The organism is Pseudomonas sp. ZY71 (assembly GCF_036542145.1).
Classification (GTDB): domain Bacteria; phylum Pseudomonadota; class Gammaproteobacteria; order Pseudomonadales; family Pseudomonadaceae; genus Aquipseudomonas; species Aquipseudomonas koreensis_A.
Map to the genome: position 1 here is coordinate 3,613,201 of NZ_CP144274.1, position 26,694 is coordinate 3,639,894.

Below are 26,694 nucleotides of genomic sequence, written 5' to 3' on the forward strand. Positions count from 1 at the left end.
AAAAATGGGGCGACGCAAAGGGACGTGGCTCCTTTGCGTCACCCCAAAACCTGGAGGTGATGGTCTTTTTAAAACGACCTAGACGACCTCGAATAACCCAGCTGCGCCCATGCCGCCGCCGATACACATAGATACGACTACGAATTTCACTCCTCGACGTTTGCCCTCGAGCAGTGCGTGCCCAACAAGGCGCGCGCCAGTCATACCATAAGGATGACCAATCGATATGCTTCCACCGTTTACGTTGTATAACGCTGGGTCTATATCAAGTTGATTGCGGCAGTAAAGCACCTGGCAAGCGAACGCCTCGTTCAATTCCCACAAGCCGATGTCCGAGACTCTTAGACCGTGCTGTTTCAGGAGCTTCGGAATAGCGTGGATCGGCCCGATGCCCATCTCCTCGGGTGCACAGCCTGCTACGGTCATCCCGCGATAGACCCCCAGAGGTTCCAGCCCCCGACGCTCTGCAAATCGCGCTTCGGTAAGTACACAAGCTGAGGCGCCATCGGACAGCTGACTGGCGTTGCCCCCCGTGATGACTCCCCCTCAACAACTGGTTTCAGTTGGGAAAGACCTTCATAAGTGGTATCGGCGCGATTACCCTCATCTTTGCTCAACAGCACATCTTTAAAGCTAATCTCGCCCGTGGTCTTGTCCTGAACCTTCACTCGCGCCTGGAAGGGAACGATTTCAGCATCCAGCAGGCCGAGCGCTTGAGCGCGGGCGGTACGAAGCTGAGACTCGAGCGAGTAGCGATCCTGATCTTCGCGAGAAATACCATACTTGCCCGATACGAATTCAGCGGTGAGTAACATGGGCATATAGGCATTCTGGACGTGCGCGACCACTGCTGGATCAGCTTCTTTCAAGCTCCAGTTGAAGTAGTCGTTCTGTACTGCGGAGATGTTCTCCTGCCCACCTGCGATGGTGGCTTCCATACCATCAAAAATGATCTGCTTTGCCGCCGTAGCAATAGCCATCAGCCCCGACGCGCATTGTCGATCCATGGTTTGGCCAGACACTGTCACCGGCAGACCGGCGGCAAACACTGAAGTACGAGCGAGGTTCCCGCCAGCAGTGCCTGCAGAAAGCACCGTCCCAATCACCGCATCCTCGAACACATCGCCTTCCAGTCCCGATCGATCAACAGCATGGCGGATGGCATGTGCCATGAGCGTCGGCGACTTAGTGTCGTTGAACGCGCCTCGAAAGGCACGGCCAATGGGTGTACGGGCAGTCGATACGATTACAGCTTCACGCATTTGAATCACCTCGTGGATTTAGGCTTTCGGTACAGCTATGCCGAGATCGGACCAGACGTTTGCATCAGTCCATAAATTTGCCCGAACCTGCTATATGGAAGTTTTTCCATTGTCTTTATCAGCACGCTGGTCGCCATGGGCGCGGCACTGTAAATGCGGGTATTCAAGCTGGCGCAGGTACGTCCCGACTGCTTAAGTTCTGCGACAAGACTTCTGATCATCGCAGGCACCATGATGCTCAACGTCACTCGCTCTCGTTCGATTAACGCAACTATTTGGGAGGGAACAAAATCATGAATCACGACCAGGCGAGCGCCTACGGCCAAACCCAATGCACCGAGAATAGAACCGGCAATGTGACCATTGGGTAAGCAGAGCAGCACTATGTCATCAGGCCCGATGTCACGGTATGGACTAATTTCTCCCGCTAATAACGCGGCAAGCGGGGCTTTGAAAATGCTATCGCTTGTAAGCTGAACGCCCTTTGGCAGGTCGGTTGAGTCGCAGGTATACACCTGGAGGCAGTCATCGGACGCCTTCATGGTTGGTTTCGCCGCGACAGTAGATTGCTCATCCCGCCACGCCACATAGGCATCGCCAGTGGTAATGATTTGCTCGACAAATGTGAGTTGGGGCCGAATCTGCGAGAGTAACTCTTCGAAATCTGCTCCGATGAACAAGACGCGAGGTCCGCAATCCACTAGCACCTGAGCCACTTCGGATGCCGAAAGGTGAATGCTCAACGGTGTCAGAACAAGATTTGTTCTAGCAGCACCTAGCCAGATTTCGTAGAACTGATCGCTGTGATGATCAAGGATCGCAATACGCTCTCGATCTTCAAGGCCAAAATCCCACAAACCGTTGGCCACCCGGGTGGCGTGCAAGTCAAGTTGCGAGGCGGTCGTTTCTCGATCGCCACACACGAGAACCTTGCGCTCGGGCCGGGGTTGATCAGTCATACGAGCAACGTCAGCGAGAGTCAATCCAATCATTGGAACAGCCTCCGGATAAGCACCTTGATTATTATTGGGTGACACCGTCGAGGCCGATGGTAGGGGACCCAGGCGCTAAACAACGTCGCCCAGAAGACATTGTTAGAGCTTTTTTCTACTCTCACTTAGCTGACAGCTGATCCGAACTGCGACAACAGTCTCTCTCTCTCGGAAAAAGTAGTCTGAACACCGTAAAATCCCGCGTCACCGACCCCCTTCACGCCGACTCGCCTCGAGCAATGCCACATAAAGTGCGGGATTTTCAGTCACGCAGCAGCCGGGCCAGTGCAATGCGCAAGGACTCAGGAATAGGGACAGGACGGTTATTATTGCGGTCGACGAAGACATGCACGAAGCGCCCGGCTGCACAGGCGGAGTCTTCACCCGATTTGAAAATCGCCAGGTCGTATTGCACCGAACTGTTACCGAGTTTACCGACCACCAAACCGACCTCGATCCGTTCGGGAAAGGCGATGGAAGCAAAGTAGTCACAGCCGGAGCTGACCACGTAGCCGACCACTGGGCCGTCATGAATGTCCAGGCCGCCCTCTTCGATTAGCCAGCTGTTCACCGCGCTGTCGAAAAAGCTGTAGTAGACGACGTTGTTCACGTGCCCATAGAGGTCGTTGTCGTGCCAACGGGTTCCGATCATCTGGAAATGACGATAGTCGCAGCGCGAGGGTTGCGTCGGGTTCATGGGTGCTCGATCCATTCGGTAATGAGGGACATCAGTACGCGGCCTGGTAGATCGCCAACGCATCAGACTCGCTAACCTCACGAGGGTTGTTGACCAACAAGCGCTGCTGTTGCATCGCGTCGTGAGCCAACTGCCCGAGCATGGCCTTAGTCACGCCGGCATCGCGAAGGCGACTGGGCAGTCCACAGCGTGGACCGAGCGCCGCCAGCTCGACGACAAACTGCTCGCTCAGGCTTTGCGTATCGCCGGCGCGCAGACGCCCCCCCAACAGCAGCGGTGCCAGTTCGGCATACAGTGGCGCGGCAACAGGCAGGTTGAAGCGCAGCACATGTGGCAACACCAAGGCGTTGGACAGACCATGGGGTATATGAAAATGCCCACCCAACGGATACGCCAGTGCATGCACAGCCGCCACCGGGGCGTTGGCAAACGCCTGCCCGGCCATACACGCGCCGAGCAGCATCGCCTGGCGAGCCTCGCGGTTACCGCCGTTGTGTACCGCTTGGTCGATGTTCGCCGCGAGCAGCCCCAGCGCCTCGCGCGCCAGCAGGCTGGACATTGGGTTGCGCTTGAGCTTGCTGGTATAGGCCTCAATCGCATGTACCATGGCATCAATACCGGTAGCCGCCGTCACCGCCGCCGGCAGCCCCAAGGTCAGGTCGGCATCAAGCAACGCCAGGTCAGGCAGCAACAACGGTGAAACGATGCCCATCTTGGTGGTTTCACCGGTGGTTACAATGGCAATCGGAGTCACCTCAGAGCCGGTGCCGGCCGTGGTCGGCACCTGAATCAACGGTAGGCGACGCCCTTTGGCATTCCCAACGCCGTAGATCGCAGCCAGGTCCTGCTGGCACTCCGGGTGCGCAAGCAACGCGACCAGCTTGGCCACATCCATCGAGCTGCCGCCACCAAAGCCGACGATCAAGTCGGCACCCATTTCACGGGCCTGCTGCACCACCGCAAGCACACAGTCCTGCGGCGGATCGGCCAATACCTCGTCAAACACCGAGACCTTCAACTGCTCGGCAGCAAAACCTGGCAGCAACGTATCGAGTAGACCCAGCCGGGCGATGCCCGGGTCGGTGACGATTAATACCGCGTGCGCCCCGCGCTCGCAGCACAGGCTGGCCAAGCGCGAGGCCGCGCCGGCTTCACTGAGAATCTGGGCGGTAGTGGCAAAGCTGAAAGGCTGCATACGAGAGGTCCTTATTGTTGTCGTCGTTATTCGAAATGCCCGCATCGGTTGATGCGGGTTACTGCCATCAGAACGCGAAATCGTCCTCGGCCATCGACATCAAACAATCCGCGCCACCCAGCAAGGCTTCGCGGTGACCACTGGCACGTGGAAGCACCCGGCGCCAATAAAAATCGGCGGCTTGTAGCTTGGCTCGGTAGAAGGTGGATTCATCACTACCTGCCGCCAACGTAGCACTGGCACGCACCGCGACCTGCAACCACAGGCCGGCCAGCAACACATAAGCGGAGTAGGCAAGGAAATCGACGGACACGGCACCGATCTCCTGAGGATCGCGCCGACAAGCATCGACGACCAAGGTGCCAAGTGCACGCCACTCGGCGAGACGCAGCCCTACCGCTTCGGTCATTTCCCGCAGCGATGCCTGAGTACCCGCCGCTTCGACCTGCACCGTAAGCTCATCGATCAACGCTCCCAGTTCCGTCGCGCCGTCACCGAGAACTTTGCGCCGGATCAGGTCGAGTGCCTGGATACCGTTGGTGCCCTCGTAGAGCTGCGTGATGCGACTATCGCGCATCAACTGCTCCATCCCCCACTCGCGGATGTAGCCGTGGCCGCCATACAGCTGCACGCCAAGACTGGCGACTTCCTGGCCGACATCGGTAAGGAATGCCTTGACGATCGGGATCAGCAGCGCAGCCCGACGGCCCGCAGCCTTGCGTGCCAGAACATCCGGATCGCCGTGTTCAAGGTCGAGTTGAAGCGCTGTATAAGCCGCGAGCATACGACAACCTTCACTCAGGGTCTTCTGCGTCAGCAGCATGCGCCGTACATCCGGATGCACAATGATCGGGTCGGCACTCTTGTCCGGCACCGCCGGGCCGGTTAGGGCCCGTGACTGCAGACGCTCACGGGCATAAGCAAGACCGCCCTGGAATGCCGCCTCAGCGATTCCCAGCCCCTGTAAGCCGACCTGGAACCGCGCGTCGTTCATCATGGTAAACATGCATGCCAATCCCTGATTGGCCTCTCCGACCAGCCAGCCACTGGCCTCGTCGAAATTCATCACGCAGGTGGAGGTGCCCTTAATACCCATCTTGTGTTCCAGCGCACCGCAGCTCAGCTCGTTGCGTGCTTGCAGAGTGCCGTCGACTGTGGCGATGAACTTGGGCACGAGAAACAGGCTAATGCCCTTCACTCCGTGCGGTGCGTCGGGTAACCGGGCCAGCACCAAGTGAACGATGTTTTCGCTCAGATCCTGCTCGCCACCACTGATGAAAATTTTGTTGCCACTGATCCGATAGCTACCGTCGGCCTGAGGCTCCGCTCGAGTACGCAGTAGTGTCATGTCGGTGCCAGCCTGGGGCTCGGTAAGGCACATTGTGCCCGTCCATTCACCACTGACCATTTTGGCCAAATAGGCCTGCTTGAGCTCTTCACTGCCGTGCCGATGCAAGGCCAGCACCGCGCCTTCAGTCAGGCCGGAATAGATGCGAAAGGACAATGAGGCGCCCATCAGCATCTCGTGGAAGCTGGCCGAAATTAGCTGCGGAATACCCTGTCCGTCGTACTCCGACGGCCCAGTCATACTCGCCCAGCCATTGTCGACGTACTGCCGATACGCCTCGCGGAAACCGTCCGGAGTGGTCACTTGCCCCTGGTTGAACTGGCAGCCCTGCTCGTCGCTGTTGCGGTTCAGCGGCGCAACCACCTCGCCAGCAAAGCGGGCAGCCTCTTCCAGTATGCCGTCGATGGTTTCGTGATCCAGGCCGTTGCCCAAGCGCTTGCAGTGGCCTGAAACATCGAACATTTCGTGCAGTACGAAGCGCATGTCGCGCAAGGGGGCCTGATAGGTCATACGCGGCCCTCCTTCACGTCGGCGAAGCGCTTGTCGGCGTTGACCAGGCGCTGGATCAGACTGGCCGGACGCCAGTGGTCACCGAATATCCCTTGCAGACGCTCCAGGCGTATACGCATTTGCCGCACGCCCTGTTTATCGGCCCAACGCATCGGCCCGCCCGTCACTTCAGGAAAACCGTATCCGTTGAGGTACACGCGATCAATGTCATGGCTACTGCCGGCAATGTTTTCCTCAAGAATCTTTGCCCCTTCATTGACCAGCGCCAATAGGCAACGCTCGACGATCTCTTCATCACTGATCTCGCGGCGATAGAAACCCAGGCCCCGAGACACATTAAGCACCAGCGCGTCTACCTCGGGATCATGCTCAGCCTGCCGGCTGCCTTCTGCATAACGGTAATAGCCCATACGCGATTTCTGGCCGAAACGACCGAGCTCGCACAGTTCATTGTCGATCTGCACCAGCGGGTCATTCATGCCCCGCCCAGCCAACTCGCGAGCACGCCACTCCAGGTCAAGACCGACCACGTCGTACATGCGAAATGGCCCCATAGCAAAGCCGAATTTCTGCAGTGCATCGTCCACCTGCTTGGGTATCGCTCCTTCAAGGAGCATTTTGCGCGCCTCGGCCACATAGTTGGCGAGCATACGATTGCCGATGAAGCCGCGGCAGTTGCCGGACACTACCGCCACCTTACCGATGCTCCGCCCAAACGCCAGCGCAGCCTCCAACACCGGCGCAGCCGTTTTTTCGCCGCGCACGATCTCAAGCAACTTCATAACGTGAGCAGGGCTGAAGAAGTGGAGGCCCAGCACCTGCTCAGGGCGACTTGTGACGGCAGCAATGGCGTCGATATCCAAGGCAGAAGTGTTACTGGCCAGGATTGCTCCCGGCTTGAGCGTCTTGTCCACGGCTTTGAAGATCGCCTGCTTGAGTTCGAGGTTCTCATACACCGCCTCAATCACAAGGTCAGCATCCGCGAGTGCAGCGTAGCTATCCACGCTGCGAATCCGTGCCAGATTCTGACTGGCCTCTGCGCTACTGATTCGGTCCTTGGTGACCTGGTATGCCCACGTCTCTTCGGCCGTTTTCAGACCGACTTCAACCATCTGAGGATTGCTGTCCAGCCACAAGACAGGAATACCTGCACTGGCGAGGCTGATAACTATTCCGCGACCCATGGTCCCGGCGCCAATGACGGCGGCCTGCTGCACGTTGAACGGGGTGCTCACGCTTGGCGCTCCTGCTTTGGATGAGAAAGGATTGCCGCCACCCTAAGCAGGCGCCTACTATTTTTGAAATTTCATTTTCATATGCCAGGTATTTACTGTATGAATTTAGCGAGCTTCGACCTCAATCTGCTGCGCGTGCTCGACATGTTGTTGCGTGAACAAAATGTCTCACGGGCAGCGGAGCGATTGGCACTGAGCCAACCAGCTGTGAGCAACTCGCTTTCACGTTTACGCTTGCTGTTCGGGGACCCACTGCTGGTACGCGTCGGCCGCCACATGCAGCCGACACCCCGAGCACTGGCCTTGGAGGGTCCGATTCGCTCGGCACTGCAACAGATTGAGCAGACCCTCAATGCCGGAGAGACCTTCAACCCGCGCCTGAGCCATCAACAGATTCGCATCGCCCTGACTGACTTTGTCGAACAATTATGCATGCCGCCACTGCTGACGCGCCTTCAAGAACTGGCGCCGAACCTGCGCATCGACATCATGCACCTTGCCTCAAGCCTGCCTGCCGAAGCACTGGACAAGGGTGAACTGGATCTTGTGCTCGGTCGCTTCGACGAGATGCCGGCGCGCTTTACCCGCCAGCACTGGCACAGCGAAACCCTCTTGGTAGCAGTGCGTAAAGACCACCCGCAGGTGAGCAACTCGCTTGTGCTGGACACCTTCCTGCAGTTGCGCCATCTCTGGGTACATGGTGGCCAGACACGTGGCATGGTCGACCAGTGGCTGGCCGAACACGGTCTAGTGCGGCAAATTGTCTACACCACACCCAATTACCTGCAAGCCGCGCACCTAGTCGCCTGCTCGGATCTGTGTGTTGTCTTGCCCTGTCAACTGGCGCGTCAGTTCGCAACACTGCTGCCACTACAACTGTTCGATCTGCCCTTCGCCCTTGGGGAGTTCCACCTCGAACTGGTCTATCTGGCGCAACGCCAACATGATCCAGCCCTGGCCTGGCTGATCGACCAGATCCTTGCTATTCGCCCAGCATAGGCGAGGTGTCATTTACGAACCGTGCCTAATCCTGATCTCAGCCACGGCGATCACTGCCGGTGATATATGACCGAATGAAAAATAGCTTACACAATGTCATCTGGAAGACGTTTCCTCCCAATAACGCACCCTACCATCAACTCCGTAAGCGCCATTGCCATAACAATAATCCAGGCGCTACCGGAGATCGCTTATGTATGCATCAACGCTCGTCGCTATCCCTCCCTCCCCGTCCTATCGACGTCTCATCACGCAGCCTATTTGTTCATCCTTAGTGGGCACTGGCTTCGCCGAGCAAGGCCGACGCGCCAGTTCATCCACGCGCACCCCAGAGCGTGACAAGCAAAGTCCTTTTGGTGGAACCGTTGTCCGAAGTCTACCAAGAGCGCCATTGCGGCCATCGCTGATCTAGAATCCCTTGTAAGCCTTGGGCTGCATGAAGATGAGCAATTATTACGGTTACACCAGATCCGCTTCTTTGCACCTAGTGCATGGCGAAAAACGTGATCGCTTCAAAGTGGTGATGAACCACGCTGTCACCCTGTTCGGAGTAAAACAGTGAACAAGATTATTCTCCAAAGCACTTTCGCACTGACCGCCTGCGCGTTTTGCGCCACCGCTGTTGCCAATGGCCTGGCCGTCAACGAGCAAAGCGCGAGCGGTGCCGGCATTGCCTATGCCGGCCGCGCCTCTACGGCGCTGGATGCCAGCACTGTCTATGGTAACCCCGCCGGTCTGAGCAAGCTCAAGCGCACCGAGGTCAGTGGTGGCTTTGCGTTAATCAGCGCCAAAGTCGATATCAGTGACGCCCAGAGCAGTGCCTCGGGCAGCAACAAAGGTGATTCGGTACCACTGACTGCGGTGCCTTTCGGCTACTTTTCTACACCGATCAATCAGGACTTCACCTTCGGCATGGGCGTTTATGTCCCCAACGGCCTGGTCAACGATTATGAACGCAACTTCCAGGGACGCTATCACGGCAGCTATAGCAAGGTACAAGTGATCACCTTGCAGCCAACTCTCGCTTATCGCATCAACGATCGCGTCACCATCGGCGGCGGCCCAACCATTAACCACATAGAAGGCAATCTGCAGAACGATCTGGCCACCGGCGCACTGAATGCCGGCAGGGACACCCAGATCAAGATCAAGGGCGACGATACCGCGCTCGGCTACAACCTTGGCCTGATGGTCGATCTGAGTGACGCTACCACTTGGGGCATTACTTACCACTCCAAGGTCGACTATCACCTCACAGGCCACACTGAAGTGAGCGATTCTCCAAGCATTTTCGGCCTGAACGGCAAGTACAAAGCCTCGCTGGATGCGACCCTCCCGGAGTCGGTGAATACCTCTTTAACTCATCGTTTCAACGAGCGTTGGACCGGTTACCTGGGTTCCACCTGGACGCGCTGGAGCCGCCTATCGAAGCTCGAGGCAAAGAATAAAGGTGTCCCACCGCTCGGGCAGCAACTCGGCTTCAACACCATTGGCGAAGAGCTGAATTGGCACGACACCTTGTCGGTGGCAGTGGGTGCCTCCTATCAGCTTGATAAGCAGTGGGTGCTGCGTGCGGGCTTCGCCTATGATCCTTCACCGACCACCAATTCCGACCGGGAAGTGCGTATTCCTGTGGGCAACCGCCGCGCCCTGACCTTGGGTGCTGGCTACTCACCCAACGCAGACCTCACCGTCGACCTTGCCTACGCCTACCTGTGGGAAAACCGCAGCTCGGTTAGTCAAGCCAATACCTCCGGACTCCAACCAGCCTATAGCGCCAAGTACGAGAACAGCGCCAACGGCTTGGTGGCGCAACTGACGTATCGTTTTTGAGTCCAACGCAACGCTCTATCTGGCATGGGTTTGCTCCTGATAAGCAAACCCATGTCAGCGTTAGCATGCAAAAACACTTCCCATCAAAGGGCACAGATGCCCGTCATCGCTGAAGGCTTGTTCGGCAGGTGAAAGCCGCCCTATGAGCAATAAGTGAAGATGCCTTTCGGAACAATGCCCCCAGCAATCGTCAAACTATATTTTTCGTATAGCGCTTAAACTATATAATACGTATAGTTAAATAATTGGACTTACCCAACAAATTCAGGCAGTGAGCAACACATGAAAACGGCTGTGAGATCAGCGGCAATAGGCACGGAAACGCTGCCCTCTTTCCATTGGGGGGGGGCGCGGTTAGCGGCGCTGCCGGAGGGAAAAATTTCTAGCCTTGAACTGCTGGAGAACTTCCAGCCTGACTATCGGCTACCGCATTCCGCTGCGTATCGGCTGAGCGGAATATGTACAATGAGACATGACAAACAAAACCTACGGTCAAATCTGCCCAATAGCCCGATCGCTCGACGTACTTGGAGATCGCTGGACGCTGCTCTTGATTCGCGAACTCCTGTTAGGTCCGAAGCGATTCAAGGACATGCTCGCGATTCTGCCTGCAATGGGTACAAACCGGCTGTCCGAACGCCTGGCCATGCTGGTCCAGAACGGCGTCATTCAACAAGTCACGCTACGCACGCCTCCTACTACGCCAGCTTACGAGCTGACGGCTTTGGGCGAGCAATTACGCAAACCAGTGCTCGCGTTGGGATTCTGGGGACTGGGTCTGCCGATCGACGAGCGCATCGATCCGGCCAGTGCTCGTGCGGAGCTCATAGCCCTTTGCCTGACAAGCGCGAACGATTCGGCGACGAGCGCCGGTTTGCAGGAGCTGTACGAGTTTCAGGTGGGGGCGGAGGTCTTCCATGTTCAAGTAAACGACGGGACCCTGTTGGCACGGTCTGGGCCAAGCACAGAGCCCACCGACGTCAAGATACAGTGCGACATGGAAACCTTCATCGCGCTAGTCCTGCGCCAGATCACTCCAACGCGTGCGCTTCGCGAAGGGCACGCAAAGCTGCTGCAAGGGGATCGGCCAGCGTTTACACGTGTGTTCAAAGTACTCGAGTACAAGCCCTAAGACCGCAGGCCCTCTACCACTTCCCCTCGCTTCATGAGAATCGGGGGGCCTTGGCTCGACGCCAGCCTCCCACTCGCCTCGCCTTTCACCCTACCAGCTGTCAAACATTTGCTGATCCGTCAGCCGTCCCTATTTTGCCTTTACCTACCTGAATCCGATGTTGCCCGGAGGTGAACCTGCGCCCGTCGCGCGCTCATACAACAAACATCCCATTCAGCAATGCCTGTCCTGTGACTAGTGTCCGAAGCGCCATTACAAAAATAAGGAGACGCAACATGACTAGTTTTTTCACGTATGTACGTAGCGCTTGCCTGAGCCGCACGCAATGAATCCATCCTTCGATTTCGACTACATCGTTATCGGTTCTGGATTTGGTGGCAGCGTGTCCACCTTCCGGTTAACCGAAAAAGGCTATTCCGTCGCCGTAATGGAGATGGGCCGACGCTGGACGGCTGAGGATTTTCCCAAATCTAACTGGGACACGCGTCGCTGGATGTGGCGACCCGGGCTGAAAATGTTCGGCTTCTACAACATGCGTCTGTTCCGCCACGTGATGATCGTGAGCGGCAACGCATTCGGTGGAGGATCCATCACCTACGCCAATGTCTTGCTGACACCGCGCGATAGCGTATGGAGTGAGGGTTCTTGGGCTGGCTTGGCGGACTGGAAACGGATCATGCCGCCGTACTACGCCACGGCGGAGAAGATGCTGGGCGTAACAGAGAGCAAGATCATGGGTGAGGCCGATCTGCGCCTCAAGAAAATGGCGGATTTGCAAGGTATCGGACACACGTATCACGCCCCCCACGTAGGAACCTTCTTTGCTCCCGACGGTGAAGCAGGCGGCAAGACCTACCCGGATCCTTACTTCAATGGCGAGGGCCCGGAGCGCGGGACCTGCACCGGTTGCGGTGGCTGCATGATGGGTTGCAAGCACAACGCCAAGAACACCCTCGATAAGAACTACCTCTATCTGGCGCAAAAGCGTGGCGCCCAGGTTTTTGCCGAGACTAAGGTGGTGGACGTCCGGCCCCTCAATGGCAAAGAAGACGGCAGTGACGGCTATGAAGTCTTCACAGAATGCTCGACCGCCTGGTTCAACAAGCAGCGTCGCAGCTTCCGTTGCCGCGGTGTGGTCTTCGCCGCATCGTCGTTGGGCACGATGGAGTTGTTGTTCCGGCTCAAGCAAAGCGGGTCATTGCCACGCATCAGCGACGACCTCGGAAAGCGTGTGCGCACCAATGCCGAGTCCCTAATCGGCGTGCGTTTTCCTGCCGCGGACAAAAGCATGTCGCCAGGACTGGCGGGGGGGGGTGGCATCTATCTCGATGAGCGCACCCACATTGGCGTCGTGCGTTACCCGGAAGGCTCAGATGCGGTGGGTTTGATGATGACCTTGCTGTGCGGCGGACGTGCCGGGTGGACACGGATTTTTACCTGGCTATGGACGCTGCTCACCCACCCACTGCAAGCAATGCACGTGCATAACCCCATCGGTTTTGCGCGTCAGACCATGTTATTGCTGGTGATGCAGACAGTGGACGCGTCGCTCGACATGCGGCTCAAGCGCCGCTGGTTCTGGCCATTCGCAAAACAGCTCGACAGCGAGGGCGGCCCCATCCCCACCTTCATTCCAGAGGCGAATGCCTTTGCCGAAAAAGGCGCAAAAGCGCTTGGCGGCATACCGACGACCTTTCTGTCCGAGATTTTATTCAACATCCCCACCACGGCGCACTGCATGGGGGGCTGTGCGATGGCGGACTCACCGGAGCGCGGCGTGATGGACGTACAGAACCGTGTCTTCGGCTATCAGAACTTGCTGGTCTGCGACGGTTCGATGCTCAGCGCCAATCTCGGGGTTAATCCAAGCCTGACGATCACCGCGCTGACCGAGCACGCCATGTCGTACATCCCAGTGAAAAACACGCAAACCCAGCGGGTGTCGGCCCCCATCCCGCTGCACACCCTTCAATCTTGAAATAGCCCTTATAGAGAACTCACCATGACCTCCTCCGCGCCTGAAGAAAATCTGCTGAACCAGCCCTTGCAACTCCCGAACGGCAGTGTTTTTCGCAACCGTCTTGGCAAGGCGTCCATGAGCGAAACGCTGGGCACCTACAACAATCACCCGACATTAAAACTGGTCGAGTTATACCGGCGCTGGTCCGCGTCGGGCATTGGTTTGCTCATAACCGGAAATGTGATGATCGACCGGCGTGCACTCGGTGAACCAGGCAACGTGGTGATCGAGGATGAAGCTGACTTGCCTGTGCTACGCCAGTGGGCCCGTGCTGCAACCGAGCAGGGCGCGGCGATCTGGGTGCAGCTTAATCACCCTGGCAAGCAGTCGACCAAAGGCTTGAATGACAGCAACCTCGCGCCATCAGCCGTCCCGTTCCGCGAGGACATGGCCGCACTCTTCGAGACCCCGCGCGAAGCCACTACAGCCGAGATCGAAGACATCATCCAGCGCTTTGGGCGCAGCGCGGCCATTTGCAAGAAGGCCGGTTTCAGCGGCGTGCAGATCCATGGCGCGCACGGTTATCTGATCAACCAGTTCCTGTCGCCACACCACAATCGGCGTACGGATGAATGGGGTGGCAGCCCGGAAAAGCGTCGGCGTTTCGTGCTGGCCGTTTATACCGAGATCCGTCGCCAGGTCGGTGCCGATTTTCCCGTTGGTATAAAACTCAACTCAGCGGATTTCCAGCGCGGAGGCTTCACCGAAGAAGAATCAATGGCGACGATTCATGCACTCGCCGAAGCAGGCATCGACCTGATTGAGATTTCGGGGGGCACCTACGAGGCTCCAGCCATGAGCGGCGGCCTCCAAGAGACTAAAAAAGCATCCACCGTAGCGCGTGAGGCGTACTTTCTTGAGTTTGCTGAAAAGGTGCGCGCCTCGATCGAGGTGCCTTTGATGGTCACTGGCGGTTTTCGCAGTGCCACTGCCATGAACACTGCGCTGCGTTCCGGAGCGCTCGATGTCATTGGCCTCGCGCGGCTATTGGCCATTGATCCCGAAGCACCGGCAGCCCTGCTGCAAGGCCAGGACAGTCAACAGCGTGTAAAACCGATCACCACAGGTATCAAACAAATTGATCAGATGGGGGTCATGGAAATCTTCTGGTACACGCTGCAACTCAAACGAATCGCCAATGGCGGTGATCCACGCCCTAATGAAAGCGGGCTTTGGGCGCTTTCAAAATCGGTGATGAAAAGCGGCTGGGGCACGTTCCGTACACGGCGCATGCGCACGCGGGTATGAGCCCGCAGCTCGCCAAAGATCCAATCGCATCGTTCGCCACTGCGTCTCTATCTGGACCAAGGTTTTGATGGCGATGCATATCAAGACATGACAATAACCACCTGGAAGACTTCAACATGACCGACACCCATTTCACCGCCCCCACCCGCTTCGTGGAAGTCGATGGGGATAAATTTGCCTATCGCCGCTGGGGCAACAATACGACAGGCCTGCCCCCTCTGTTCTTCCTTCAACATTTCCGCGGCGGTATGGATCATTGGGACCCACTCATGACCGATGGCCTCGCTGCAGGGCGCGAGGTCATCCTCTACAACGGTCGCGGGATTGCCTCTTCTTCCGGCAAACCGCGTACCCGGATCGAGCATATGGCCGACGACGCTGCTGCGGTGATCCGAACGCTGGGTCTATCCAAGGTCGATGTTTTAGGTTTCTCGCTCGGTGGTTTTGTAGCTCAGGACCTGACGCGACGCCATCCCAATCTCGTCCGCAAGCTCATGCTGCTCGGCACGGGTCCTCGTGGCGGTAATCCGGACTCAGACCCTGGAGTGCTCGAAACTGCACCGCGCCCCGTTCCGACCCTGGAAGACTTTCTGTTTCTGTTCTTCGGTCGATCCCAGGCGGCGCGACAGGCCGGAAGCGACTTCTGGGGGCGCCGTCATCAGCGCGTCGACCAGGATCCACCAAGTTCTCCTGAAGTGATACAGGCCCAGATCGAAGCACATATGCACTATTTGCCAAAGCTGGACCCGAACGCTCCTTTCAATCATCTGCGCGAAATCAAACAGCCGACGTTCATCCTGAACGGCGTGGATGACGTTATGATTCCAACGGTCAATTCCTGGTACATGGCTCAGAACATCCCGAACGCCCAGCTATTCCTGTATCCAGATGCTGGCCACGGTGCTCAATTCCAATGCCCTGAGCGTTTCCTGAAACACGCCATTCAGTTCCTCAACGAGTAATAACTTACGGAGCAAGCTCACCATGCTGAAGTTTAAATTTTTGTTATGGGCTTTAACCAAGCTATTACAGAGAGCGATCAGAAAAAGTCCTGACTGCGCAAAATTCGTTAAAGATAAGGAGTTGGTCTTTCAAATCCGAACGCAGGGTGGAGTGGGTCGCTACTACACCATTAAAAACGGCAAGATAAAATCCTCTGCCGGCTTAACTGAAAAGCCAAAATTCACCCTGTCGTTTAGAGATGCAGGGAAGGGTTTTGCTATTTTGTCTGCTAAAGATAGTAAAGATGCATTTCTGACAGGGTTGCATAAAGAGGACTTGGTTATCAGCGGTGATTTTGCTGAGGTGATGTGGTTCCAGGGATTTACTGATTACTTGCAGCCCATCAAAAAAACATCACAACTTCACCCTTCAACGCGCTAAGACTTTGATGCAGTGGACCCTGTCTGATCTGGGGCGCCTCAAACCGACAGCGCCCTTGATTTGTTGTTGCTTCAGGCCTCTCCTTCTTCAAACCCGAATAACGCTTGAGGCGCTTCCACTAACAACGAATGCATTAGCGGCGCTGAACATTCCAGTGCTTGCAGTTGTTCGATCACCGTACCGAAACCGACGCTGTCTTCATGTTGTGTATGAGGCCAATCGCTGCCCCACACCAATCGGCGTCGGCCGAAGCTCTGCTCCAGCAGCCGTAATGCCGCCCTGGCGAATCCAAGATTCCGTTGGGGTGTACCGGCCAAACGATAGATGCCGGACACCTTCATCCAGATCTGCCCGCTCTGCCCCAACTCCAGCAGCTCGTCAAATCCTGGCTGGTCGATGCCGGAACGAGCGTCCGGACGACCGAAATGATCGATCACGAGCTTGATGCCGAACGGGATCAGTTGACGAATCAGCTGCGGTAAATCCTCCACATGACGATGCAACTCGACATGCCAGCCCAGTTCAGCGAGATGGCCAAATAAATCTCGCCAGTCTGAGTCGTGAAAGTCAGGTAACGCTTTACCCATCAGGTTCAAACGAACGCCAACCACACCCACTCGAGCCATGTAGTTCAACAGGTCTCGACTGACCTCTCGCTCCAGCACCACCACTCCTCGCAACTGCGCTGGCGCCTGTTGTAGCGCCGCCAGCAGATAACCGTTGTCGGTGCCGAGAAAGCTTGGTTGCACCAACACGCCATGACTCAAGCCATGGGCTTGCAAGTGCTTTAAATACTCCCCAAGCGTGGCGTCAAACGCAGGGGTATAGCGCCGCACAGAGGCCAGGTTCAGTGCGCGGCTGAACACATGAGCGTGGGAATCGATGCCGGAAATCGGCGCAGAACAGGTTTCAGACATGGATTTCATCTATCGAAAGTAATGATCATCAGGCCCGGGCACTCTCGTTGCCATTGACCGTGACGGGCGCTGCCGTGTTCGTGGCTTCAAGGCTGCGACCACGGGTTTCCGGCAGACAAAGGGCCGCGATCACCGCCACGCCATAAGCGATCCCGGCATCGATGCCTATCGCCGAACCCAAGGACATGGAGTCGCTCATATGGCCAACCAGGAACGGGAATACCGCCGAGAGCACTCGGCCAAAGTTGTAGCAAAACCCCACACCGGCGCCACGAACGTCCGCCGGATACAACTCGTTGAACAGCGCACCAAGGCTCGCCGGAATGCCCGCCGCGAAGAAGCCGAGCGGGAAACCGAGAAACAGCATCTGCGTGTTGGTCAGCGGCAGAAACACATAGCACTGCACGGTGACGACACAGCACAGCGCGAACAGCACGATGTTTTTGCGACGGCCAATACGGTCGATCAAGGAGCCGCTGACCACACACCCACACCAGAAAGCAAAGATGATTACCGCCAGTTAGCCGCCGGAATTCAGCACGGACAGATTGCGTTCGGTTTTGAGGAACGTTGGCAACCAGGTCATCACCGCGTGGTAACCGCCGTGGGCGCCCAGGCCTAACAGCCCGCCAAACAGCGTTACACGCAGCAGCTCCGGGCGGAAGATGCCGGCAAGGGATTTGAAGAAGCTTTGCGGGATGGCTTTTTCTTTTTGCAGACGCTGGAAGCTGTCGGGTTCCTCAACATTGCGTCGCACCCAGATGATCAGGAACGACGGCAGCAAGCCGACGATAAACATCACCCGCCAGGCCATGTCCTGCGGCACGAGGGAATAAATCAGCGCGAACACCCCGACCGCCAGGCCCCAACCCACGGCCCAGGCGCTTTGCACTGTGCCCATGACCTTGCCACGGTATTTCGGGTTGATGGTTTCGGCCATCAGCACCGCCCCTGCGGCCCACTCACCGCCAATGCCAAAACCTTGCAGCGCCTTGACGATCAGCAGTTGGTGGAAGCCAGTGACGAACGCGGAGAGAAAGGTGAAGAACGAGAACCACAAAATCATCCACTGAAGTGTGCGCACCCGGCCGTAGCGGTCGGACAACGTCCCCCCTACCCAACCGCCGATTGCCGATTGCCGATTGCCGAGGTAACCAGCGTGACGCCACTGACCAACCCCGCATCGCCCTTGGTCAAGGCGAACGCAGCGATCAACGCCGGAATTGCCAGGCCGAACATTTGTACTTCCAATGCATCGAGCGACCATCCGCCGAAACAGGCCCAAAACGTTTTGCGCTCCCGAGGAGTGACTTGGCGATACCAGCTGAACATGATTCTTATCCTTATAAGTGGAACATGAGGCAGCCGAGAGCGAACCGCACCGCTACAGGGCCAGTTTTGAAAACACATCGATTTGAAATCAGAGGCGAGCGGCTCGCCCCTTTTGCAGTTGTGGGGCGTTAGCGAATATCCACGCTGTAACGGAAGTGCTCAGCGTGCCCTCGTGAGCGACGCCATTCCAATGGCTGACCGGCGTAGTCGCGCGCCAGACGCTCGATCACCACCACCGGGCTATGGACCGGTACCTGCAGCAACCGCGCATGTACGTCATTCACCGATTCGGCGGTCAGGGTTTCTTCGGCATAGGCGATCACCTGGCCGCACACTTCTTCGTAAATCGGATACAGCAATGGCCCCTTGCTGCTCAGGTCGATATCCAGCAACGCCTGGAAACGACTGCGCGGCAGCCAGATTTCTTCGGCCAGCACCGGTTTAACGTCGAGCAGACGCAGGCGGACAATGCGAATTACCGGGGCATCGAGCGGCAGCCTCAACGCCTCGGCTACCGCCGACGGTGCGGTCACCGGCTCGATGGACAGGATGCGACTCTCCGGCACCAGACGTTCGCCGGCAGCGGTTTGAAAACGGAAGAACCGGAACAGTGACGACTGAAACTGTGGCCGACGAATGAAAGTGCCGCGTCCTTGTTGACGTTCAAGAATACCCTCGCTGACCAACGCGTCGACCGCTTTGCGCACGGTACCGGTGGACAATTGGTATTCCGCCGAAAACGCGGCTTCGGTAGGAATAGCCTCCCCCGGACGCCAGCGATTATTGGCGATCTGCTCAGCCAAGTGGTCACGCAGGCGTTGGTAAAGCGGTAGCCGAACATCACTGGAAAGAGAACTCATCGACTTTATTCACCTTGTCATCTAGTCATCTATATGAATATGGGGCAAGTATTTCCCCCCTTGCAGGCTGGCTGTCAAGAAGGGGTAGAGCATCTTACTGACGAATGGCGCGTCGCCACCGAGTCAAGCACGCAGGCGATCACCAGACTCGATTAAAACCTGCAAGCCCCTCTCAAGATGAGACCTCCTGCCTCGACCGAGCCCCCTTGTCAGGAGCGCTCAAGGGGCTTACCCCTCCGATGGCGGGTCAAGATTATCGCCAAGGCATTCGATCCACATATCGAGCATCTCGTGTAATGCGATAACGCTCTCCGGACCGAGGCGCTCATTGAGTGCCTGTTGCGCCAGTTTCCACGCATGCTGACCTTCGGCGCGCTTCGCGCACCCTGCCTCGGTTACCTCGACAAGACGGCTGCGGGCATCGTCTCCCGCGCCAATCTTCAGCCAGCCGTGTGCCACAAGCGACTGCATGTTGCGCGTCAGCGTCGAAGCTTCCATTTGCATGCGCCTGGCGAGATCGCCCGGACGGATAGGCCCCAGCTTCACGACATGTGATAGCAGCGAATACTGCGTGTTCTTCAGCCCCGTCTCGCCGACGTAACGGTCGTAGTGACGCGTCACCATGCGATTGAGCTGGCGAAGCTTCAGATTGGTACATCCCTGCGGCTTGATGGCGTTCTTCATGTGATTTATTGTATCTACAATATTTGTATATGCAATTATCTATGACATAGGCGCTATCGATAAGCGCTCTTGAGACACTCTGACAAAAAGGACGACCATGGACCTCTACTACCTTGATGACCTCGTGCCTGGACAGCGATTTGGCGGGAATGCACGGGTACGCATTGAGAATGAACGGATCAAGTCGTTTGCCTCCGAGTTCGATCCCCAGTCATTTCACCTGGACGAGGGCGCTGCGAGCGCCTCGATCTTCCGAAGCCTGGCCGCGAGCGGTTGGCATACCGCCGCAGTCACGATGCGGTTGCTCGTGGACAGCGATTTCAAGCCTGCTGGCGGTATCGTCGGCGCTGGTATCGATGAATTGCGCTGGCCGCTTCCAGTACGTCACGGTGATGAATTGCGCGTGGAAAGCGAAGTGTTGGAGGTGCGGCCGTCGAAATCGAGGCCGGAGCAAGGGCTGGTCAAGCTACGCGCGACGACGCTGAACCAAGACGGGGCAATCGTCCAGATTTCCGTTAGCAACCTCGTGGTTCCGCGCTACGTGAAGCAGGAGAGCTGATCGGCACAGAGACGACAGACTTTGACAACATCATCCTGGCTTAATCAATGGAGCAAAGTATGAAATACACATCGTTTGGCAGGACTGGCCTGAGGGTTTCACAGGTCGCCCTCGGCACGGGAAACTTTGGCACTGGCTGGGGTTATGGTGCCGATCCCGATGCCAGCAAGGCGGTCTTCAACGCCTATGCCGAGGCCGGCGGCAACTTCATCGATACAGCAGATATCTATCAGTTCGGACAATCCGAAGAGTTCCTCGGTACCCTGCTCGAAGGGCGGCGCGAAAACTTCGTGCTCGCGACCAAATTCACCAACGGTGCAGCCCCCAACGCCGACAGACTGGTCACCGGAAATAGCCGCAAGGCCATGGTTGCTTCAGTAGAGGCGAGCCTCAAGCGGCTCAAGACGGATCGGATCGACATCTACTGGGCGCATCATCCCGATGGCGTCACACCAGCCGAGGAAATAGTCCGCGGTTTCGAGGACCTGGCACGCGCCGGCAAGATTCTCTATGCGGGCCTATCGAACTTCTCCGCTTGGCGGCTCGCCCGCGCGGTCACTCTGGCAGAACTCAGTCGTGCGGTCCCCATTGCGGCAGCGCAGTTTGAGCACAGCCTTGTACGTCGCGAACCCGAGGCTGACCTGTTTCCAGCGTCCAACGCACTCGGGTTGGGTGTCGTCACTTGGTCGCCGCTGGGCGGAGGGATGCTGACCGGCAAGTATCGCGAGGGCGAAAAGGGGCGTGCCGAAGGCTTCGGTGGCCGAGTGTTTCAACCCGAGAACTCGGCACAGCGCACACAGATACTCGACACCGTACTCGCCGTCGCAGGCGAACTTGGCGTCAGCGCAGGCCAGGTCGCCATTGCATGGGCCGGCACGCACGGAGCAGTTCCGATCCTCGGACCGCGTTCCCTAATCCAGCTCACCGACAACCTCGGCGCTCTGTCGCTTGAGCTTTCGGCTGAGCACATCAGTCGGCTTGATACCGTCAGCAGCCTCGTGCCCTCTGCGCCGGCAAGAAAGCCCGTTCTCTGGGCAGTTGATGATGCTGCTCGGATAGTCGCCTGAACCACGCTGGTAGCGATTAGGACATCCGCACAAGGGAGCAAGCGATGAATAGATGCACAATGCTCCTGGCAATCGGAACCTTGGAAACATCACGCAAAGCGCGTGCATCCTTCAAGCCGATTTCAGGGTAGGTACCGAGAGAAATACGCGATCGCTTCTCCACCCAAGAAAGCGGAAATGCCAGTATTTGACACCTTTCGGATTGACGAAAAGAGCGAGGCCGTCGTAGTCAGAAAGGTGTAGTCCTTCGCACAGGGTTTGGCGTTTCGGACCGCGGTATCGGTGAGGGCCATTGTACAGTTTCCGTCTCGTATGGATTTTCTTGTTGCTTAGTCAGCTTCCTAATCCTGCAGCTTATGCCCAAGGTCAGTGAAACTGTTGGCCTGCCAGTCCCAGCTCTGGACATCGCCTGCGTCGGGCGCAGGGGCTCCACCATATTCCATGGGGCGATCGATATAAGCCGTCATCAAACCACAGGCTCTGGCCGCCGCAAGGTCGCTGTGGTGGCACGCAACCAGGCACAGTTGCTGTGGCTCCAGGCCTAGCGCTTGTGCAGTGGTGAGATAGGCAACAGGGTCCGGTTTATAGGTTTGTGCAAACTCCGCCCCCAAAAGGGCATCCCACTGCAAACCGTTGTACCGGTTCATTGCGATCATCAATTCCACATTGGCATTCGACAAGGTCACAATTGGAAAGCGCCGGCGCAGTTGGGCCAGACCTTCAGCCACATCGGGCCAAGGGTCCAGGCGGCGCCAGGCATGGGCAAGCTTCCACAATACATCAGAGGCGATCTGGCTGACGTCCAGGCCGTGAGCCCCCAACAACTTCTGCAGCGTCTCGTAGTGCAACGTGTCCAGGACAACGAAACCTCTCTGGCCGCTGACGCACTCGCGCATTGCCGGCAGATACAACTCGCGCCATTGCAAGGCAAAATCCGCAGGGCTGACTGACGGCAGGTACTCAGACAGGAACGTGCTCGTTTCACGCGCAATACTCGAGTGCCAGTCAACAACGGTACCGAAGACGTCAAATGCCAAGGCTTGTGGAAGCGTCATTGGATTACTCCTCAGGTTATTACCGGGAAACCACTGTATTCAGTAACAGCTGGCTTTTCATTTTTGTAGTGTGATGCGGGTTGCACCGATGCAGCCCAGCGGGCAGGCCGCACGCTAGCGGGGTATGCGCACGGTCAGCGCAGTCCATAGCGCCCCAAGCAGCAGCAATACGCCTATGGCCAGAAAGCCAGTTACCAGGTCCCCGGTCGCCTCGGTCAGTTTGCCGATCAGCACCGGTGCGGCGAAGCCTCCGAGGTTACCCACCGATGCAACGATGGCGATGCCAACCGCCGCGGCCGACGGCACCAGCATGCGTGTCGGAATGGTCCAGCTAAGCGGGCACACCGGCAAGGATACCGACATGGGCGATGCTCAGCCCGATCAACAGGCCTGCCACGTTACCCAGTTGGCTGGCAATCACGGCATAGCCAATGGCAGCCAAAGTAAAACAGGCCGCCAGGTGCCAGCGGCGCTCCCGAGTCCTGTCCGAGTGACGACATATCAGCAACATGGCAATCGCGCCGACCAGATTCGGCACGGCCACTAGCAAGCCAATTTCGGCGCTGGACTTGACCCCTGCCTGACTGAACAGAGTGGGCATCCAGAACGACACGCCATAGCCGCCGCACACCAGTAGGAAGTAGATCCAGGCACTGTTCCAACTCCAGAAATTGAGCAAGCCAGCCTTCACGGAAGTCTTCGGCCGTTCCTGGCTACCCAGGCTGATCTTGAGCACCTGGCGCTCCCGCGCGCTGAGCCAGAGGGCCTGGTCGGGACGATCGGTCAGTAGCAGGTAAATGCCCACACCGACCAGCAGGCAAGGCAGCCCCGTCGCGATCATCAGCCACTGCCAACCCGCCAGCCCCGCATAGCCTTCGAGGAATTCCATGATCGCCCCGCAGACGGGTCCGCCAATCACCCCGGAAATGGCAAGCCCGGTCATGAACAGCGCCATCATCCGCCCGCGATGGGAAGGGGGAAACCAGTAGGTCATGAACAGGACCACACCGGGAAAGAATCCGGCCTCGGCGAAGCCGATAAAGAAACGGATCAGGTAGAACTCCAGCGGTGTAGTGACGAAGGCCACGGCGGCCGTGGCCAGACCCCAAGTGAGCATGATAAGCGGTACCCAACGTCGGGCACCGATACGCTCGAGAATCATGTTGCTGGGCACTTCGAAGAAGAAGTAGCCGATGAAGAACATGCCGGCACCCACACCGAAAGCCACATCATCGAGGCCGAGGGCATGACTCATCTGCAGTTTGGCAAAGGAGATGTTGACCCGGTCAATGAAGTTGATCACGTAGGCCAGGAACAGGATGGGTATCAGCCGCCATGCTGCCTTGCGTACAACGGCATCGATCTCAGCAGGCAGGGCACGGGCATTAGGGACGTCGCTACCCGACGCCGCGGTATCGATCTCGCTCATTTCTTATTCTCCGGAGCGCTGCCGACTGGAGCTGACTACGCCCCGGCCCGCCCACCCTCTCTTGTAATGGGCTGAGCCCCGGAGCCAGGTTCGGTTCCGGGGCATGCAAGCAGGTTGCGTCTCTATGCTTCGAGTCGTTTTCAGCTCTTGTAGCTCGGGTCGAGCCGATCCAGCTTGCGCAGCAGCGCGGGCCAGGCGATATCGGGCCCCATGCCGCTGGTGGCGACTTGGAATACCTCGTCGAGCCCCTGACGAATAAAGGGATCGATCTCGATCAGCTTGCCACCGGTCTGAGCGTCGATCTGGATCCGGCAGGCGTTCTCGAAGGTATACATCTTCAGGAAGGCATCCGGCACGCTACGCCCCACCACCAGCAAGCCATGGTTGCGCAGCATCAGGTAGTTCGCATTGCCCAGATCGGCCTGCAGCCGCGGCTTCTCGTCATCACGCAGGGCAACCCCCTCGTAGTCGTGGTAGGCCAGCGAGTTGAGCACGAAGATGGACTGCTGACTGATCGGCAGCACACCGCACTCTTGCGCACTGACACCCACGCCACTGCGCGTATGAGTGTGCAGCACGCAGTGCGCATCTTCGCGCACGGCATGGATGGCGCTATGGATGGTGAACCCGGCCGGCGTCACTGGGAATGGCGAGTCGCTGAGCTTGTTGCACTCGGCATCTACCCGGATCAGGCTGGAAGCCGTGATCTCTTCGAACAACAACCCGTAAGGGTTCAGCAGGAACTGCTGCTTTTCGCCAGGCGCGACGGGCAAGGGCACGCTGATGTGTGTGAACACCAGGTCAGTCCAGCCGTACAGGGCAACCAGCCGGTAGCAGGCCGCCAAGTCCACTCGCAGGCGCCACTCGGCCTCACTGACCTTGTCTTTCACGGATTCGATTTGCATGGTTCTTTCCTTCGCCACTGATCGTTCAACCCTGTTGTTCGGCCAGATCCATCGCAGCCATGTAAAGGCTCTGCTTGGGCTTGACAAACACTTGGCGCAGCATGGGCGCGAAGAAGTCGAGCGGGAGGATTTCGCCTTCGGGATCGAAGGCGGGATTGTCGTACAGGTCGACGAACTCGCGAGTACGTTCGTAGTACGGATGCTCGGCGAACATCTCCCGCATGTTCCGATCCATGCCGATATAGTGGAAGAAGTTGTTGCCCTGGAACACACCGTGATTCTGGACCATCCAGTGGTTGGCTTCGCTAACGAAGGGTTTGAGGATAGAGGCCGCCACTTCGGGATGGTTGAAGGAACCCAGTGTGTCGCCGAGGTCGTGCAGCAGGGCGCAGACCACATATTCCTCGTCACGGCCGTCGAGATGGGCCAGGGTTGCCGTCTGCAGGCTATGGCTGAGACGATCGATGGGGAAACCGGAGTAGTCGCCATCCAGTAGCTTCAGATGCGCCAAGACCCGATTGGGCAGCTCCTTGGTGAAGTGCTGGAACTCCGCACCGATGATGTCCCAGTCAGCCTGGGTACTCTGGTCCATGCGGGTGAAGGTGGCGTGCTGACTCATGGGGCTGTTCCTCGACGTTAATGCGCCATGCCGGCGCGATGTTGTTGTAGTCGTCGTATCCAGTAGCGGAAGGTCCGCCTGACCGGTAGGCAGGCCAACTCCCGGACGGACGCTGGCGCTCTTGCCGATACACTATTAGCGGCCTATATTCGCGTCTAATGCATTTTTCTCAGGAATCTAATGCGTTGAAGGCATCAATTGACCTGAAGCGTCTACATCATCTGGAGTTGCTGGCCGAGGAATTGAACTTCTCCCGGGCGGCTGACCGCGCACACCTCTCGCAAACAGCCTTCAGCCGCAGCATTCAGTCGCTGGAAGCCGAGTTCGGCCTACGCCTGTTCGACCGTGACACGCGTTCAGTGCGACCGACCCCCGCCGGCCGCTACCTGATCGTCAAGGCAAAGATGCTTCTTGGACGCGCGCGCGATCTGGCGGACGAGGTCTACTACCTGTCCCACGCGGAACGCGGAGAATTGAACTTCGGGGCCAGCCTGCTGGCCATGGGCGGACCGCTGCGTCATGCCCTGATCGAACTGAAACGGCATTGTCCTCGCCTCAGGCTGCACATTGAAGCCAGCCAGACGCCCAACCTGCAACTGCACTTGGAACAGGAACACATCGAGTTTTTCGTCGCCTACCCAGGCGAGTTAGAACTGGACGGTCGTTTCGACCTGACCTGGCTGCCGGCCGAGCCCGCCTCCCTCTACTGCCGACCTGAGCATCCACTGCTTCAGCAGGGTACACCCCCGTCACCGACGCAGGTGCCGGGGTATCCCTGGTCCGCCGTGATGCTCGACAAGTCGCTCGCCCCGCGCCTGCGTGCGATGTTCGGCATGAAACCGAATCAGGCGCTGCCGGTGGAACTGTCCTGTGACAACCTGTCGTTGCTGCGCGACCTGACGTTGTGCAGCGACAACATCCTGTTCACCTGGAGCTCCTGGCTCGATGGCGACGACCGTAACGGCGGCCTGGTGAACCTCGGCTCCCTGCTACGTCCCGGACTTTCGCCATCGGACATGAATATCGAGTGCGCCATCGTGCAACTGGCGGGACGCACCCTGTCACCGCCAGCGCGGCGTCTGGTGGACCTGATCCTGACACCGGCCTGATTGGCCGAAGAGACCGGTTGCGCAGGGGCCATTGCAGGCCCGTCGCGACCGGCCACCGGTAGACTCATGTCAACTCCCGGATCTTGCGGCGCAGATTTTTTCCGCCCCCGGCCGGTCCCGTTTCACCACCTGGACAGCAGGCCTACCATTTTCGGCTCACCGACTATGGCGGCCTGCCGCGCGACAACTGGCGAAGAAATGCCGCCGATATTTTTATCGAGAGTCGTCGCTCACTGCCTGTTTTCAGGAAGTAGTTTATCGTCGATCCTCCCTTTAGCGGGACGACTAGACTTGTTCTCATCCA

General features: G+C 57.8%; 23 protein-coding genes and 2 pseudogenes. 10 read left to right on the plus strand and 15 right to left on the minus strand.

Annotation, left to right across the window (positions count from 1 at the left end):
• Positions 1 to 78: 78 nt before the first annotated feature.
• The 6 genes and pseudogenes from VY732_RS15955 to VY732_RS15980 form a co-directional block, all read right to left on the minus strand.
• Positions 79 to 1,262 (minus strand): annotated as a pseudogene (locus VY732_RS15955) (acetyl-CoA C-acyltransferase).
• Positions 1,263 to 1,297: 35 nt separating this feature from the next.
• Positions 1,298 to 2,221 (minus strand): AMP-binding protein, encoded by a 924-nt coding sequence (locus VY732_RS15960; RefSeq protein WP_190329698.1) that lies wholly within the window; start codon positions 2,219 to 2,221, stop codon positions 1,298 to 1,300.
• Positions 2,222 to 2,516: 295 nt separating this feature from the next.
• Positions 2,517 to 2,951 carry an acyl-CoA thioesterase gene (locus tag VY732_RS15965; protein ID WP_154905266.1) on the minus strand — a complete coding sequence of 145 codons (435 nt, stop codon included), beginning with the start codon at positions 2,949 to 2,951 and terminating at the stop codon, positions 2,517 to 2,519.
• 31 nt (positions 2,952 to 2,982) lie between these two features.
• Entirely contained in the window at positions 2,983 to 4,146 is a 1,164-nt protein-coding gene (locus VY732_RS15970; protein WP_154905267.1) for an iron-containing alcohol dehydrogenase, read from the minus strand.
• A 67-nt stretch (positions 4,147 to 4,213) separates the two neighbouring features.
• Complete coding sequence (locus tag VY732_RS15975) at positions 4,214 to 6,004, minus strand: acyl-CoA dehydrogenase C-terminal domain-containing protein (protein ID WP_154905268.1); 1,791 nt, start codon at positions 6,002 to 6,004, stop codon at positions 4,214 to 4,216.
• Positions 6,001 to 7,239: a 3-hydroxyacyl-CoA dehydrogenase gene (locus VY732_RS15980; RefSeq protein WP_154905269.1), complete on the minus strand. Its 1,239-nt coding sequence runs from the start codon at positions 7,237 to 7,239 to the stop codon at positions 6,001 to 6,003. The genes VY732_RS15975 and VY732_RS15980 overlap by 4 nt, the downstream gene beginning before the upstream one ends.
• A gap of 81 nt (positions 7,240 to 7,320) precedes the next feature.
• On the opposite strand from VY732_RS15980, the gene VY732_RS15985 reads away from it, so the two are divergent.
• From VY732_RS15985 to VY732_RS16015, 7 genes are all read left to right on the plus strand, one after another.
• Positions 7,321 to 8,238, plus strand: coding sequence for a LysR family transcriptional regulator (locus VY732_RS15985; RefSeq protein WP_154905355.1), 918 nt, complete (start codon positions 7,321 to 7,323; stop codon positions 8,236 to 8,238).
• Between the two features lie 558 nt (positions 8,239 to 8,796).
• A complete protein-coding gene (locus tag VY732_RS15990; protein ID WP_154905270.1) occupies positions 8,797 to 10,071 on the plus strand; it encodes an outer membrane protein transport protein in 1,275 nt (424 codons plus the stop codon).
• A 472-nt stretch (positions 10,072 to 10,543) separates the two neighbouring features.
• The gene (locus VY732_RS15995) at positions 10,544 to 11,203 is read left to right on the plus strand and encodes a winged helix-turn-helix transcriptional regulator (RefSeq protein ID WP_204280802.1); all 660 of its coding nucleotides are present in this window, start codon (positions 10,544 to 10,546) and stop codon (positions 11,201 to 11,203) included.
• Positions 11,204 to 11,528: 325 nt separating this feature from the next.
• The gene (locus VY732_RS16000) at positions 11,529 to 13,181 is read left to right on the plus strand and encodes a GMC family oxidoreductase (RefSeq protein ID WP_154905271.1); all 1,653 of its coding nucleotides are present in this window, start codon (positions 11,529 to 11,531) and stop codon (positions 13,179 to 13,181) included.
• A gap of 24 nt (positions 13,182 to 13,205) precedes the next feature.
• Complete coding sequence (locus VY732_RS16005) at positions 13,206 to 14,471, plus strand: NADH:flavin oxidoreductase/NADH oxidase family protein (protein ID WP_154905272.1); 1,266 nt, start codon at positions 13,206 to 13,208, stop codon at positions 14,469 to 14,471.
• Positions 14,472 to 14,587: 116 nt separating this feature from the next.
• Positions 14,588 to 15,433: an alpha/beta fold hydrolase gene (locus VY732_RS16010; RefSeq protein ID WP_154905273.1), complete on the plus strand. Its 846-nt coding sequence runs from the start codon at positions 14,588 to 14,590 to the stop codon at positions 15,431 to 15,433.
• A 22-nt stretch (positions 15,434 to 15,455) separates the two neighbouring features.
• Positions 15,456 to 15,854, plus strand: a complete 399-nt coding sequence (locus tag VY732_RS16015; RefSeq protein ID WP_154905274.1) for a helicase — start codon at positions 15,456 to 15,458, stop codon at positions 15,852 to 15,854.
• Between the two features lie 71 nt (positions 15,855 to 15,925).
• Here the strand turns inward: VY732_RS16015 and VY732_RS16020 are convergent, their stop codons facing one another.
• The 4 genes and pseudogenes from VY732_RS16020 to VY732_RS16035 all read right to left on the minus strand — a co-directional run bounded on the left by VY732_RS16020 (position 15,926) and on the right by VY732_RS16035 (position 19,647).
• Entirely contained in the window at positions 15,926 to 16,771 is an 846-nt protein-coding gene (locus tag VY732_RS16020; protein WP_154905275.1) for an amidohydrolase family protein, read from the minus strand.
• A gap of 28 nt (positions 16,772 to 16,799) precedes the next feature.
• Positions 16,800 to 18,103: pseudogene (locus VY732_RS16025) on the minus strand (MFS transporter).
• A gap of 128 nt (positions 18,104 to 18,231) precedes the next feature.
• Positions 18,232 to 18,963 carry a GntR family transcriptional regulator gene (locus VY732_RS16030; protein WP_154905276.1) on the minus strand — a complete coding sequence of 244 codons (732 nt, stop codon included), beginning with the start codon at positions 18,961 to 18,963 and terminating at the stop codon, positions 18,232 to 18,234.
• A gap of 228 nt (positions 18,964 to 19,191) precedes the next feature.
• Entirely contained in the window at positions 19,192 to 19,647 is a 456-nt protein-coding gene (locus VY732_RS16035) for a MarR family winged helix-turn-helix transcriptional regulator (RefSeq protein WP_154905277.1), read from the minus strand.
• Positions 19,648 to 19,744: 97 nt separating this feature from the next.
• Between VY732_RS16035 and VY732_RS16040 the strand changes: the two genes are divergently transcribed.
• Entirely contained in the window at positions 19,745 to 20,206 is a 462-nt protein-coding gene (locus VY732_RS16040) for a MaoC family dehydratase (protein WP_190329699.1), read from the plus strand.
• A 59-nt stretch (positions 20,207 to 20,265) separates the two neighbouring features.
• Positions 20,266 to 21,273: an aldo/keto reductase gene (locus tag VY732_RS16045; protein WP_154905279.1), complete on the plus strand. Its 1,008-nt coding sequence runs from the start codon at positions 20,266 to 20,268 to the stop codon at positions 21,271 to 21,273.
• A 341-nt stretch (positions 21,274 to 21,614) separates the two neighbouring features.
• Here the strand turns inward: VY732_RS16045 and VY732_RS16050 are convergent, their stop codons facing one another.
• From VY732_RS16050 to VY732_RS16070, 5 genes are all read right to left on the minus strand, one after another.
• Positions 21,615 to 22,328 (minus strand): haloacid dehalogenase type II, encoded by a 714-nt coding sequence (locus tag VY732_RS16050; protein WP_154905280.1) that lies wholly within the window; start codon positions 22,326 to 22,328, stop codon positions 21,615 to 21,617.
• Positions 22,329 to 22,442: 114 nt separating this feature from the next.
• Positions 22,443 to 22,691 (minus strand): MFS transporter, encoded by a 249-nt coding sequence (locus VY732_RS16055; RefSeq protein ID WP_154905281.1) that lies wholly within the window; start codon positions 22,689 to 22,691, stop codon positions 22,443 to 22,445.
• A complete protein-coding gene (locus VY732_RS16060; RefSeq protein WP_154905282.1) occupies positions 22,660 to 23,757 on the minus strand; it encodes an MFS transporter in 1,098 nt (365 codons plus the stop codon). The genes VY732_RS16055 and VY732_RS16060 overlap by 32 nt, the downstream gene beginning before the upstream one ends.
• Before the next feature lie 140 nt (positions 23,758 to 23,897).
• Complete coding sequence (locus tag VY732_RS16065; protein ID WP_154905283.1) at positions 23,898 to 24,662, minus strand: class II aldolase/adducin family protein; 765 nt, start codon at positions 24,660 to 24,662, stop codon at positions 23,898 to 23,900.
• Positions 24,663 to 24,687: 25 nt separating this feature from the next.
• The gene (locus tag VY732_RS16070) at positions 24,688 to 25,281 is read right to left on the minus strand and encodes an HD domain-containing protein (RefSeq protein ID WP_154905284.1); all 594 of its coding nucleotides are present in this window, start codon (positions 25,279 to 25,281) and stop codon (positions 24,688 to 24,690) included.
• Between the two features lie 185 nt (positions 25,282 to 25,466).
• Here VY732_RS16070 and VY732_RS16075 point away from each other — a divergent pair, with 185 nt between their 5' ends.
• A complete protein-coding gene (locus VY732_RS16075; protein ID WP_163909909.1) occupies positions 25,467 to 26,390 on the plus strand; it encodes a LysR family transcriptional regulator in 924 nt (307 codons plus the stop codon).
• Positions 26,391 to 26,694: the final 304 nt, after the last annotated feature.